At 43.2% G+C, this 12921-nt stretch carries 12 protein-coding genes; 7 read left to right on the forward strand and 5 right to left on the reverse strand.

All coding sequences use genetic code 11. The features are described 5' to 3' along the window. Positions 1-334 precede the first annotated feature (334 nt). From crcB (ACPK8D_RS15150) to ACPK8D_RS15165, 4 genes are all read right to left on the reverse strand, one after another. The gene (gene crcB / locus ACPK8D_RS15150; RefSeq protein ID WP_424718688.1) at positions 335-709 is read right to left on the reverse strand and encodes a fluoride efflux transporter CrcB; all 375 of its coding nucleotides are present in this window, start codon (positions 707-709) and stop codon (positions 335-337) included. 4 nt (positions 710-713) lie between these two features. Further along, positions 714-1094: a fluoride efflux transporter CrcB gene (gene crcB / locus ACPK8D_RS15155; protein ID WP_424718689.1), complete on the reverse strand. Its 381-nt coding sequence runs from the start codon at positions 1092-1094 to the stop codon at positions 714-716. A 265-nt stretch (positions 1095-1359) separates the two neighbouring features. Continuing rightward, complete coding sequence (gene glp, locus ACPK8D_RS15160) at positions 1360-2553, reverse strand: gephyrin-like molybdotransferase Glp (protein ID WP_424718690.1); 1194 nt, start codon at positions 2551-2553, stop codon at positions 1360-1362. 20 nt (positions 2554-2573) lie between these two features. Next, positions 2574-2867 carry a ubiquitin-like small modifier protein 1 gene (locus ACPK8D_RS15165; RefSeq protein WP_424718691.1) on the reverse strand — a complete coding sequence of 98 codons (294 nt, stop codon included), beginning with the start codon at positions 2865-2867 and terminating at the stop codon, positions 2574-2576. A 79-nt stretch (positions 2868-2946) separates the two neighbouring features. Here ACPK8D_RS15165 and ACPK8D_RS15170 point away from each other — a divergent pair, with 79 nt between their 5' ends. The 6 genes from ACPK8D_RS15170 (at position 2947) to ACPK8D_RS15195 (ending at position 8191) form a co-directional block, all read left to right on the forward strand. Next, complete coding sequence (locus tag ACPK8D_RS15170) at positions 2947-4578, forward strand: flippase activity-associated protein Agl23 (protein WP_424718692.1); 1632 nt, start codon at positions 2947-2949, stop codon at positions 4576-4578. Positions 4579-4655: 77 nt separating this feature from the next. Beyond that, the gene (locus tag ACPK8D_RS15175; protein ID WP_424718693.1) at positions 4656-5282 is read left to right on the forward strand and encodes an HPP family protein; all 627 of its coding nucleotides are present in this window, start codon (positions 4656-4658) and stop codon (positions 5280-5282) included. Between the two features lie 202 nt (positions 5283-5484). Next, positions 5485-5793: a hypothetical protein gene (locus ACPK8D_RS15180; RefSeq protein WP_424718694.1), complete on the forward strand. Its 309-nt coding sequence runs from the start codon at positions 5485-5487 to the stop codon at positions 5791-5793. Positions 5794-6028: 235 nt separating this feature from the next. Next, a complete protein-coding gene (locus tag ACPK8D_RS15185; RefSeq protein ID WP_424718695.1) occupies positions 6029-6751 on the forward strand; it encodes an SAM-dependent methyltransferase in 723 nt (240 codons plus the stop codon). Between the two features lie 270 nt (positions 6752-7021). Continuing rightward, positions 7022-7198 (forward strand): hypothetical protein, encoded by a 177-nt coding sequence (locus tag ACPK8D_RS15190; RefSeq protein ID WP_424718696.1) that lies wholly within the window; start codon positions 7022-7024, stop codon positions 7196-7198. Between the two features lie 6 nt (positions 7199-7204). Further along, complete coding sequence (locus ACPK8D_RS15195; protein WP_424718728.1) at positions 7205-8191, forward strand: cation:proton antiporter; 987 nt, start codon at positions 7205-7207, stop codon at positions 8189-8191. A gap of 61 nt (positions 8192-8252) precedes the next feature. Here the strand turns inward: ACPK8D_RS15195 and ACPK8D_RS15200 are convergent, their stop codons facing one another. Further along, on the reverse strand, positions 8253-10997 hold the full coding sequence (locus tag ACPK8D_RS15200; protein ID WP_424718729.1) for a calcium-translocating P-type ATPase, SERCA-type: 2745 nt from the start codon (positions 10995-10997) through the stop codon (positions 8253-8255). Positions 10998-11232: 235 nt separating this feature from the next. Between ACPK8D_RS15200 and ACPK8D_RS15205 the strand changes: the two genes are divergently transcribed. Then, positions 11233-12567 (forward strand): NAD(P)/FAD-dependent oxidoreductase, encoded by a 1335-nt coding sequence (locus ACPK8D_RS15205; protein ID WP_424718697.1) that lies wholly within the window; start codon positions 11233-11235, stop codon positions 12565-12567. Positions 12568-12921 lie beyond the last annotated feature (354 nt).

The following is a 12921-nucleotide window of genomic DNA, read 5'->3' on the forward strand; positions in this document are numbered from 1 at the left end:
GTTTAAACGAGACAAGAAAGAGGCGAGGGTTCACTTCATTCCCGGCCTAAAAACTGGATATTCGTGACCCTCCTCGCTCTCAAGGTAATAATGTTTCCAGGAGAATATTTTTCGAGTAAACTTTGTCCATAAAGTTGTATTATTCGAACGCAATTTTAGATTCGGCGATTTTTTTTGAATGTAACTTATTTCATCAGAGAATTTTTTCCTGATCTGATATCTTTCGACAGGAAATTTTTCCGTCAACATAATCTTTCCGAACCGGCTTTTCGTAAAGTAGCTTCTTAGACGTTCTATTTGTGCTTACATAGGAATTCCGTAAGTCAGCACAGTTTCAAGCCCGATAACCCAGGGCCAGATATGCAATGCTTACCCCTGCAAGGCAGAGTGCAACATTAAGAAAGATATTCAGAAAAAAAGAGAGATTTTGCCCATCTTCAAGCAATTTGAAAGTTTCATACGCGAAGGTAGAAAACGTAGTAAAGGAACCTAAAATTCCTATATTTACCAGATAGACCATGGATTCGGGCTCAGAAGAGAAAGTGAGAAGGGCAAGCACAATAGTTCCTAAGAGGTTTACTGTAAGCGTGCCTGCAGGGATATTTTTAATCCTGGGAACCCGGCTTGAAACCGTATATCTAAGGCATGCCCCTATAAAACCGCCCGCACCTATCAAAAAAAGTTTACCGAGGCCCGGAAAAGGGAACATATTTTTATTCCTCCCTGCCTGAAAGGGCCTTTATTACACTCCTGCCCATAAACACGCCGACCAGGGTAAGAAACAGGTTGGCACTGATGTTTCCTAGGGCAGGGAAAAAAGGCATGGTAAAAGACTGGACTGCAAACGTCGAAAACGTTGTGAACGCTCCCATAAACCCGGTTCCGAATGCAAGCTTTCCCTTTGGGCTTATAAACCCGATATACTCCGTGTCGTACATTATCAGGCCGAACATAAAACTGCCGAGTACATTTACCGAAAGGGTGCCAAGATGCACTTCTATGAGCTCGCAGAGTAAAAACCGGGAAATCGCTCCCAGGAACCCGCCCGCTCCTATGAGAAAGATCTTGTCCATGTCTTTATATGTGGAAGGCATTACTTTTCACTTTAAGAATTGATTAAAAGTTTAGATTTTAGCTCTGAAGACTTCAGCTCTGAAATCTTAGCTCTGGTTTTCTCCGATTGATTAGCCTTTGAAGTATAAAATTATATCTGATAAGGTGGGAAAACCCCTTCCTCAATTCCGAAGGGTGAAGGATAGTTCACTCATCACTCTTGTTAAAAAAGGAAAATAAGATTACTGTAGCTTTTTTCCATTAAATAAGAGGGTTAAAAAAGGGACATTTTGAGAGAATGCAGGATTATTCAATTAAGAAGACATCAACCTCTTCTCCTTCATCATACCCTTCAATGTTTTCAGGTACCAGCACGTACCCGTCAGCCTTTGCAACTGAACTCAGGATCCCGGCTCCGGCTCCTGCCAGAGGGCGCACCTTATCCCCTTCAAAGACGACACGGATAAAATTAACGTATCCTATTTTCGAACTGATCTTTGCAGCCAGGCGCCTTTTAAGAATAATTTCGGGAACCTCCGGAACTGCTGCCAGTTTCCTGAGTCCGGGACGGACAAAGAAATAGAGGGCAACGAGTCCGGCGACAGGATAACCGGGCAGGCAAACAACAGGGACGTTATTTATAATTCCCAGGGCTGCAGGTTTTCCAGGGCTGACTCCTATGCCGTGTACGAGCAGTTCTCCGAGGGCTGCCACAACCTCAGGGGCATGGTCTCTTTTCCCTACCGAGGTTCCGCCTGAAAGAAGGATCATATCGGCATCCAGGTTTGTTTCTACGGCCCTTTTTATACTATCCGGATTATCAGGCACTATCTCGATACATCGGGGAATCCCACCCCATTTCTTCACATAAAGGGCCGACATCAGCCCATTGGTCTCAAGCACCATGCCCGGAGGAGGGACATCCACGCTCTTCTTACGGCTCACAAGTTCGTCCCCTGTCGGAATAACTGCAACGACAGGCTTTTTGAAAACCTTCATCCTTTCATACCCAAGAGACGCCAGTACGGCTGCATCACACGGGCGAAGAAAGTGTCCTTCCTCAAAAACCTTATCTCCCTTTTTTATGTCCTCTCCGACCTGTCCCACATTTCTGTTCGGGTAGACCTGGGCTCTGATCTCAACGAGGTTTCCTGCGGCAGCAGTATCTTCAACCATCACGACAGCATCGGCTCCTTTAGGCAGTGCGGCCCCGGTATGGACCCAGATTGAACCTCCTTCCGTTATCGGGTCAGAAAGCTGCAGCATTACCGGATTTGCAGGGGAAGTTCCCAGAGTGTCGGAAGCCCTTACCGCGTACCCGTCCATAGCAGCACGCCGGTAATGAGGCACATTCCTTTCCGAAGTTACGGCTTCTGCCAGCACCCTGCCTGCGCAGGCTTCGAGTGGGATTTCCTCTGTTTTTCTCAGAGTAGAAATATTCTCAAGAAAAAGTCTTAAAGCTTTATCAACCGGGATTCGCTCTCTGAATATCCTGCCCATGATCTCCCTTCCTGAAAAAATTAACCACCTGAAACAGGAGGCAGAACTGCAAGCTCATCGGCATCCGACAGAAGGGTCTCAAGCCCGTCGAGATGTCGGACATTGTTTCCGTTTATAAGGACATTAATTGAGCCGCACATAACAGTGGCTTCGCTTTCTCCTTCGAGTTTCTCAAAAATAAGAGGTTTTAAATCGGGGTATTTTTCAGTAAGGGATAAAAGTATATCAATAACTTTTTCTCCCGACAGTTGCAGTTCCGATGTGCCTGCTTTCTCACGCAAATTTGCAAATAATTTGATTTTTACATCAGCCATGAGAGAGACTATTTCATCCTATCCCTTAAATATACCTATGCCTATAAAGAAGCAGCTACGCTGGAAGGTTTGGGGAATAATGCAGCAAGGTCAGGATTACAATATCGAAAACTCGCCAGGGCTTTCTGAGAAAAAATATAAAACAATAGGACTTCTGATTATCCTTTTTGCCCTGTTAATAAGACTGTTTGATCTGGGGGAACGAGTTTTTCATCATGATGAAAGCGTACACGCCAGTTTCACCCTTAAACTTCTCGGAACCGGGCAATACAGGTATGACCCGGCTTACCATGGCCCTTTTCTTTTCCATTCTACTGCTGCTGTCTTTCACTTTTTGGGAATCAGCGACACAACAGCACGCCTGATCCCTGTCTTCTTCGGAGTAGCGGCAATCTTTCTACTCTTTTTGCTTAAGAAGGAACTTGGAGAGAGGGGTGTACTCTGGTCGGCGTTCCTGCTTTCTTTTTCCCCGAGTATGGTTTATTTTTCAAGGTTCTTCAGGAATGATCTGATCATTGTTTTCTGTACCCTGGGTACTGTCATAGGGGGGGTTCGCTACCTTGAGAAACTCCACAGCCCAAAGAGATATCCTTATCTTATTCTTGCCGCTTCTTCCCTTGCCCTCGCCGTGTCCTCAAAAGAAAACGCCTATCTTATCATTCTCATGTTCGGAGCCTATGCAGGAATTTATTTTCCGTACAGGTTCTACTGTGACGGGAAAAGAGAAAGAATGAGCCTTAAAAGGGCTCTTTTCCTCAAAATCTCGGCTATTTTGCCTTTTCTTCCCGAAATCCTGCTTTCAGGCATTCTTTTTATTTTCATTGTAATGCTATTTTATACAAGCCTTTTCAGGACCCAGGAGACCCTTTTTTCCATTGTCGGGAGGGCTTTTTCTCACTGGATGGCGATGCACAGAATTGAACGTATAGGAGGCCCTTTTTATTTTTATATCCCTATCCTTTCTGTGTATGAAAGCCCTATTCTGATCTTTGGAACTGCAGGTATTTTCCATTTCTTGAAAAAGAAAGGCAAAAATTTTTCCTTTTTCCTGTTTCTCTCCTACTGGGCAGTTGCGAGTTTGCTGCTCTATTCCTATCTCCAGGAAAAAGTCCCCTGGCTTGTTGTACATATCCTCCTGCCCTTCGGGATTCTAGCAGGAGCTTATCTGGGGGATTTTTTTTCCAGGGCACCAGAGAGAAAACAGGAGAATTTGCCAGGAATAGAAAACATGAGTTTCGGAACAGAAAAAAAACCCGCTTCCGGAATAAAACGTTCCAGTACCCATACCCTTGTAGCAGGGGTTCTGGCATTTACCCTGATAATATCCCTGGCTCAGTGCATCTCCGTAAACTTTTATAGAAGCATGGAACCTGAGGAACTGATAACGTATTCACAGTCATCTCAGGATATCAGGCAACTTATGGAGAAAATCGAAGGATTCGATGACGGGCCTGAAACCTTAAGGATATCCGTTGTAGATCCCGAAAATCTTTACTGGCCCCTGCCGTGGTACTTCAGGGATTATGAAAAAGTGGAATATTATACAAAACCCCCGGCGAATGAAGAATATAACGCAATAATCGTGCCTGCGGCATACCAGATGTATAGGGAAATCCCGGAAGAAAAGTATGCCTCATATAATTTTTCCCTGCGCCCTGGAAAGGATTTAACCCTTTATTACGACAAAAATCTTCAAAAGAACGAGCGATGAGCAGGGAAAAAGAAATTCACGTTTTAATACCAGAGGATAATGTATGTAAAAGGGGGTAGTTTTAAGTGGGGGCTAATATGGACAGAGCATTCGGTCTGGAAAATAGCTTTTCAGGAAGGAATTATTCACATGGAAATCGAAAAGAAGGGGCAGAAGATCGAGAGAGTAAAGGGAAACAACCTGGCAAGAAGCATCAGGGCCCACCTGAATCCGGTCCTCCGTCCGAACCGACAGACGAGAGGTTTGATACCTGTCTCTGGATGACAATTGATGAACTAATGACCAGGCAAGTCGTAACGGTACAGGAAAACACCCCAGTGGAAGAGATTTTTTCACTCTATGGCAAATACCCCTTCCACACCCTGCCTGTAGTGAATAGCAAAAATGAGCTTGTGGGCATTATTGATCTTGATATCATTCTTGAAATTTTGCTTTTGTGCCTGGTGCCCAGGGAAAAACATACCCTGCTTACGGCAGTCCGATCGCTTGGAGCAACCGCAAAAGAAATTATGATTTCTCATCCCGTAACGATCTCTCTGGACGCCACACTTAAAGATGCTTCCGACCTCATGATGAAGTACAGGCTTGACCGTATCTGTGTTATTAAGGGTGGAAGGCTGGCAGGAATAGTATCCAAGAGAGACCTTGTAGAAGAGATTTGCAGACGAAGGAAAAAGGAAAAATCAAAAGAAAGGATCGATTGAAGTCCGGATCGTCCTGAAAGAAATGAATTAAAAACCGGAGACATTAAAATTGATTAAAAAAACGAAATGAGTTTCAAGGCATTTGCTACAGGTTGGAATTGGGACTACTGCGAGAAGCACAACGAGCTTTATGATGAGTGCATCAGCGTTGCACAGACCTGAAACGCAGACAGAGACAGTATTGAAAACCTTGCCCTTGTGCTTGAGCAACTGGCGTTTAGAGGAGCACAGACGAGCAGGAAAGACCTGCAAAGGTATTCAAGAGATCAGATCAGCCTATGAGTATCAAGCTGATGTGAGCCGGATACTCGGTTATTTCTCCGTGTTCAAAGATCGGTTTTTCCTTATTGTTGACCACGAGGGGAAAGCACTTTCCAACATCGACAGTGTTGCCCCCTGGAAGGCAGGGGCAGAGAATGACATCCTTCTTATCAGGCACATAACCGAATTTAAGGAACTGGTAGAGGACAAGGACAAGCTTGCTATCTTAATGAATAGACTAAAAGCCTAGCCGAAGAGACAATATGGCATGAGTTATGGTTATAATAGGCCCATATCTAGGTATGGGTTTCGGTTATACATACGCCTATTATACGATACATATTATATTTTTAATTAAAATATAATAGTTAATAAAATGGTTTCTGTTATATATACGCTTATTATGTGATACATATATCACAATATTTATCGGATAGGCTCTTAATAAGACAAAAATTTTATGGTTATGGAACAATGAATGAAAGATGATCAAGATGACGTTTATAAAATCCAATAAGTATGATACTGCTTTTGTTAAAGAAAATATGATGGGTCCTAATGCATTGAAAATAATTGAGGAATTATCTGAATCATTAAGGCTTGAGAAAGGAATGCGAGTGCTTGACCTCGGTTGTGGGAAAGGGCTTACTTCGATATTCTTAGCAAAAGAATATGGGGTTACGGTTTTTGCTACTGACCTCTGGATTAGTGCAACAGAAAATTATGAAAGGATCAAGTCAATGGGGCTGGAAGATAAAATAATACCAATACATGCAGAAGCACATGATTTACCATTTGCGCATGAGTTTTTTGATCTTGCTATAAGTGTAGATGCCTATCATTATTTTGGGATCGAAGCAGATTATTTGACAAAGTATTTTGCTCCACTTGTAAAAAAAGGAGGTCAAATAGCAGTTGCAGTTCCGGGCTTGAAGCAGGAATTTACAAATGGAGTTCCAGCAGAATTAGTACCATACTGGTTTGATGATATGACTTTAACTCTACACTCATGTGATTGGTGGTATGATTTATGGAAAAACTCGGATTTGGTAAGTATTAAAGAATTCAAAGAATTAAATTGCTTAAAAGAAGCCTGGCAGGACTGGCTTTCGTGCGATAACGACTATGCTCGCAGAGATATTGGAATGATGGAAGCTGAGGGTGGGAAATATTTCAATCTGGTTTCAGTTATAGCTACAAAATTATGAATCTGAGTTAATATTTTGGTAAAAGAAAAAAAATTAAAAAAATTGACTAATAAATAAACGCAGATTATATTTACTCTCTATATTGATACAAACCTTATAATAAATAATATTTAAAAGTAGGAATTTTAAAAACGTGTTCAGTTGGATTTAACATTTAAAATAAATTAGCTTTCAAAAAGTAGAAAGTGGAAAATCTGTTTTTTACGCATAAGCAACATATTAGGACAATCCGGGAAAAAGATATTAAAAGCAAATAGGGGGGCAACAGTAGTGAGTGCTCTACTTCAGCTACTGTTCTTAATTTTCAGCGTAAAAATTCTCGGGGAAGCCGCAGAAAGAATCGGCGTCCCTTCAGTTATGGGAGAAATCCTGGCTGGAGTTTCACTTGGAGTGTTGTTTCTTGATGTAGAAACTAACATAATAACTTTTTTTGCCGAACTGGGATAGATTTTCCTGCTTTTCACTGCCGGGTATAAAGAAGTGAGCCTCAAGAATCTCAAATCCGAATCAATAACCGCACTTGTTCCCACGCTCTCCCAGATAGCTTTTGCTTTTATCCTGGGTTTCGCGCTTGGAAAAATCTTTGAGTTCAGCTTTCTTCAAAGCTTCTTCATGGGAGTCGCATTCAGCCCTACAGGCGTAGGAGTGGTGCTCAGAACGCTTATAGATCTAAATTACCTTTCCAGCAGACCTGGAACAGCAATACTCTCATCTGCGGTTCTTGACGACATGATAGCGCTCTTTCTCCTTTCCGTTGTCGTTACCTTTGCCCGCTTTAACCGTATTCCCACGGTTCAGGCGATTCTTCTGATCGCAGGAAAAATCCTGCTTTTTTTGCTGATAATGTACATCCTTGGAAGATATCTGTTTCCGAAGCTTTTTACTTACGCCGAGAAAATGCATGCAAAAGAAGCCGTTTTTTCCCTGGTAGTTATGATAGCTCTTTTTTCGGCTTATCTTGCAGACTTATTCGAATTACATTCAACAATAGGAGCGTTTGCGGGGGGTGTACTGCTTTCGGAAATTCCCCTTGCTAAGCTTCAGGATGTCCAGAGCAAAGTCAATGGGCTGGCTCACGGAATTTTGATTCCTCTCTTTTTCGCATTCATAGGGTTTTTAATTGATCCGTACGCCCTGAGAAATGCGGGCAGTTTTACTTTCGTAGTTATCCTTGCAGCGCTTTCGGGAAAATTGGCAGGCGGCTTTATCGGATCAAAAGCTATCGGTTTTGATTTTTATGAAAGTTTGATCTTTGGCGTAGGGGTTATGCCAAGGGCAGGAATCGAGCTTGTGATACTCACTATAGGGAGAGAATTGCAAATCATCAACCAGGAGATATTTTCGGCAATGGTCTTGATGGTGGTTGTATCTATCCTTATTTCACCGGCCTGTATGAAATGGGCCATTCAGGCCAGGCAACGGAAAAATGGCCGGCAGTAACAGGTTTTAAGAGTAAAAAATAAATTAAAAACTTTGAATTCAATACTAAAAAATCTGAAACTCAGTCAAAATCTGTTTTTCCGTAATTTTTCTCCTTATGACTTTTTCCGGAGAAGTATTTTACAAGTTCCATGGAGATAAGCGTGGTAGAAGCAAGAGCCAGTACTACTCCCCACTCCGAAAGAGAAAGCGGGACTGTCCTGAAGGCAGTCTGGAAAAAAGGAACATAAATTACTACCAGTTGCAGGACTATCGTTGTCAGGACTGCATAAACCAGAGGTCTGTTTGTAAAAAGCCCCAGGGAAAAGATCGAGTATCGGTCAGAACGCCAGTTGAAGGCATTAAACATTTCGGAGAAGACCACAAGCGTAAAAATCAGAGTCTGCAGTTTTTCAATTGCAAAATCTCTATTAAGAGCCCAGATTAAAATGATAAGACCCTGAAGAGCAATTAACCCTCCGATCCCAAACCCGGCTGCAATTTCCCTGCGGGTAATGAGCCCTTCCTCGACGTTTCTTGGCTTCTGTCTCATAATGCCGCTGTCCGGAGGCTCAACTGACAGAGCCATTGGAGGGAGTCCATCCGTAATCAGGTTAATCCAGAGGATCTGAACTGCAAGGAGAGGCAGGGTTCGCCATCCCAGGATCGAGATAAGGACTATGAGAACCTCGCCGATATGGGCTGAAAGCCCGTAAGTGATAAAGTTTCTAATATTCTTGAATATATTTCGCCCTTCCTCAACCGCTGCAACAATAGACGCAAAATTATCGTCTGTGAGAATCATGCTTGAGGCTTCTTTGCTGACATCCGTGCCTGTAATCCCCATAGCTATCCCCATATCTGCAGCTTTCAGAGCAGGGGCATCGTTCACCCCGTCCCCGGTCATTGCCACAACATAGCCCTTTTTCTTAAAAGCGTCTATTACCCTCAATTTATGGGTAGGGTAGACCCTGGCATAAACCGAAACTTTTTCAACCTTATCTTCGAACTCGGCATCCTCAAGGCTATCAAGCTCCGATCCTGTAAGAGTGAGATCGTTTTCCTTTAAAATCCCGAGTTCTCTTGCAATTGCAGACGCCGTAATTTTATGATCCCCTGTTATCATTACGGTTTTAATGCCTGCATCTGCACATTTCTGGATTGCAACCTTCACTTCCTCTCGGGGGGGGTCTCTCATGCCCATTAAACCTGAAAAGATCATATCTCCCTCAAGCTCCTCTGCAGCGCGCTCTCCGGAAGAAATCCTCTCAGGAGAGGTATCCTCAGCCAGGGAGCGGAATGAAAGGGCTATAACCCTCAGAGCCTGGTCAGCCATTTCCCTGACTTTCCCTGAAATCAACTGTTTTACTTCAGGGGATAAAGTTTTTATTTCACCATCAAGAAAAATTTTAGTACATGAGCCGAGAATTACTTCAGGGGCGCCTTTTGAGAAGGCAACGAGTCCATTTAAAGGAAAAATGCCGGAGTCAGCTTCCACTTTGTTGAAAGTAGTCATTCTTTTTCTTTCAGAGGAAAAGGGGATTTCCGCAAGCCGCGGATACTCTTTATCAAGCTCGGTTTTATGAAGGCCTGCCTTTGCGGCAGCAACCACAAGAGCTGCCTCCGTAGGGTCTCCTTTAATCTCCCATTTCTCATCTTCTTTAAAAAGACCAGCATCATTGCAGAGCACAGCCCCCAGTAAGAGAGCCTGAAGATGGGAGTCGTCTTCAGAGACTTTCCCATCTCCCTTAAAAAACTCTCCTTCAGGAGAGTATCCAACTCCCGTAACCTTTAAAACCTGCTCATTGACACAGATCCTCTCAACCGTCATTTTATTCTGTGTAAGTGTGCCCGTTTTGTCCGAACAGATAACGTTTGTGACTCCAAGAGTTTCTACTGATGGTAATTTTCTTACGAGGGCATGTCTCTTGACCATACGTCTTACTCCAAGCCCAAGTCCTACTGTAACAACTGCAGGAAGGGCTTCAGGAATGGCAGCAACTGCAAGGGCGACCCCCCAGAGAAACATATCGAAAAGAGGGAAGCCATAAAGAACGCCAAGCATTGCGACAAAAGCCACAATTATAAGGGTTGCAATACCAATCCACCGGCCAAATTTATCAAGTCTCTCCTGCAGGGGAGTTCTGGATCTCTCTATTGTTCCGAGAAGCCCCGCCAGTTCTCCAAAAGAGGTTTCCATCCCGGTTGCCGTGACAACGGCACAGCCTCTTCCGTAAGCAACTGCAGTTCCTGTATAGACTATGTTTGTCCTGTCAGCCTCAGGAGTTTCTGAAGGCAGGGCTTTGGTGCTTTTCTTAACAGGGACAGATTCTCCTGTAAGGGAGGACTCGTCAGTTTTGAGATTGAATTCTTTAATGATCCTGGCATCGGCAGGAATACGATCCCCTGTCTGGATCAAAATAAGATCTCCTGGGACGAGCTCTTTTGAGGGGATTTTCTTTTCGGCTCCGTCCCTTATAACAGTAGCTTCCGGAGAGGTCAGGGATCTTAGAAGTTCAATTGCTTTTTCTGCCCGATATTCCTGCACAAAGCTCAGAATGCCTGCAAGAAAAACCGTAAAAATAATTACAATTGCATCAATCAGTTCCCCAAGCAGGGCTGAAATAATAGAGGCGGTTATCAAAATAATAATCAATACACTTTTAAACTGTGAGATAAAGAGTCGCAGGACCGAGACTTTTTCCTTTTCTTTAAGTTCATTTTCACCATACTCTTTAAGTCTCTTTTCTGCTTCCTCAGAACTCAAACCTGCTTCTGAGACCTTAAGCTCTTCAAAAACGGAATTGACTTCCTGGTCGTAATACACTCCTCTATCCCTCAATTAATATATCCGCTTCTCCAATATAAGTTAGTTCAAAGCATATATACCGGTTAAGCATATCGATATGTTAAGAGCCTTTTAAAGGGAGATCGGCTACACGAACCCTTTGTGGAAAAAGAGATATAAAACTTTAGCTTTTTTTATATCAAGATAGGAGTTTGAAATCTTAAGGGGTATTGAGATTCGGATTAAAAGCTAAAACAGTAAGGGAAAATTGGGTATGAAGATTATAATAATAGGAAGTGGGCTTGCAGGGCTGTCAGCCGGATATAAGCTCTGCAAATCGAATGAGATCGTTATTTTTGAAAAAGATGCGGAAATCGGGGGAATGGCCGCAAGTTACTGCCAGGACTGTACCGGAAAAAAATATTTTATAGAGAAATATTACCATCATATATTCAGGAGCGATTCGGAACTTCTTGATCTGATAAGGGAACTGGGACTTGAAGATCAGATGCTGTGGCTTAAGGGGAAAAATGCCTATTTTGTGGATGGTAAAAACTATCCTATGAATACTCCTGCTGAGATTCTCAGGTTTAAGCCTCTTTCTTTCATGGATCTGGTAAAACTCGGCCTGCTGGTTTTCAGGATTAAGCTAATAGGTGATACGACTTCCTATGACAGAATAAAGGCGAAAGACTGGATTCTTGATACTGCGGGAAAATCCGTATATGAAAACTTTTTTGCTCCTCTCATGAAAAGCAAATTCGGCGGGAATGCCGAAAATGTTTCTGCAGCCTGGCTTATAGGACGCGTGAAAATAAGATCAGATCGGGGAAAAGAAGGAGAGAAACTGGGGTACCTGAGAGGGGGATTCAACTCCCTGGTAGAGGCCCTGGCAAGAGAAATCACTGCACAGGGAGGCAGGATCTTGCAAAATAAAGCGATAACGGAAATTGTAATCAAGGATAACGCAGTGCAGGGAGTAGTTGCTGATGGGGACTTTATACCGTGCGACGCCGTAATTTCAACTGTTGAGCCAGGGGTACTGGATACACTCACGAAAGACAGGCTTGGAACTCTTCACGAAACCCTGCGAAGTATCCGTTACCAGGGAACTGCATGTGCCCTGATAGGACTTGACAAAGGGCTTATGGGAGATGGGAATTACTGGTTGAATATAAAAGCCGACGTGCCTTTTGGAGCTGTAATTGAGCACACTAATTTTATGCCTTTTGAGGACTATGGAGAGCATCTTGTCTATGTAACTTCCTATTTCCAGGATGAAAGCGATATCCTCTGGGTGAAAAAGGAAGAAGAAGTCCTGGATTCTTACCTTAAAGGGCTGGAAAAGATGTTTCCCAATTTTAAAAGGACCGATGTTCGATGGGCGAAACTTTTCCGCAGAATGGATACAGCACCTGTCTATGAACAGGGGTATCTTCAAAAAGTTTTGCCGTTTGCTCCGGGCCCGTCCGGACTCTACCTGGCAGGGATGTTCTCACCAACCAACTATCCGGAAAGAAGCATGAACGGCTCTGTAAAAGCCGGATTTGAATCCGCAAACTTCTTCACGACAAAAGAAGGAAAATGTGAGGTTTGCTGGCTCGACTGAGAAAGCTGCATCCTGTATTTTCATTAAAATTTTTGTACGCCTGAAGAAGTGACTGACTTAATATAGTCTTTCAGGACGAACTATTATATAGTCTAAGGGATGATAATATACTGTCTGTATCTCATGCAGAAAAAAGTTCTGCATGATTACCTGTCCTTCCGGATTTATCATTCATGGGGATTTTAGCAATGACGAAGAAGGAAAAGACAGTGAAAACCTAAAAAATCTGGACTTCTGCCGATTATCGGCATTTTGGGGGCATGCTAGTCAAACCCGCATCTGCGGGAATGGCACCGGAGAATAGACGTGTTTTCCCTTGAGGCTTGGCTCTCAAAAAAAGATCCCGGATGCTCT

Origin of the sequence: Methanosarcina sp. (assembly GCF_049706645.1) — an archaeon.
Taxonomy (GTDB): Archaea; Halobacteriota; Methanosarcinia; order Methanosarcinales; family Methanosarcinaceae; genus Methanosarcina.

Excerpts from the sequence above, each read along its gene's own strand:
- glp (WP_424718690.1), bottom strand. The coding sequence starts at position 2,553 with ATGGGCAGGATATTCAGAGAGCGAATCCCGGTTGATAAAGCTTTAAGA.
- crcB (WP_424718688.1), bottom strand. The coding sequence starts at position 709 with ATGTTCCCTTTTCCGGGCCTCGGTAAACTTTTTTTGATAGGTGCGGGC.
- crcB (WP_424718689.1), bottom strand. The coding sequence starts at position 1,094 with ATGCCTTCCACATATAAAGACATGGACAAGATCTTTCTCATAGGAGCG.
- ACPK8D_RS15165 (WP_424718691.1), bottom strand. The coding sequence starts at position 2,867 with ATGGCTGATGTAAAAATCAAATTATTTGCAAATTTGCGTGAGAAAGCA.
- ACPK8D_RS15205 (WP_424718697.1), top strand. The coding sequence starts at position 11,233 with ATGAAGATTATAATAATAGGAAGTGGGCTTGCAGGGCTGTCAGCCGGA.
- ACPK8D_RS15185 (WP_424718695.1), top strand. The coding sequence starts at position 6,029 with ATGATCAAGATGACGTTTATAAAATCCAATAAGTATGATACTGCTTTT.
- ACPK8D_RS15175 (WP_424718693.1), top strand. The coding sequence starts at position 4,656 with ATGGACAGAGCATTCGGTCTGGAAAATAGCTTTTCAGGAAGGAATTAT.
- ACPK8D_RS15170 (WP_424718692.1), top strand. The coding sequence starts at position 2,947 with ATGCAGCAAGGTCAGGATTACAATATCGAAAACTCGCCAGGGCTTTCT.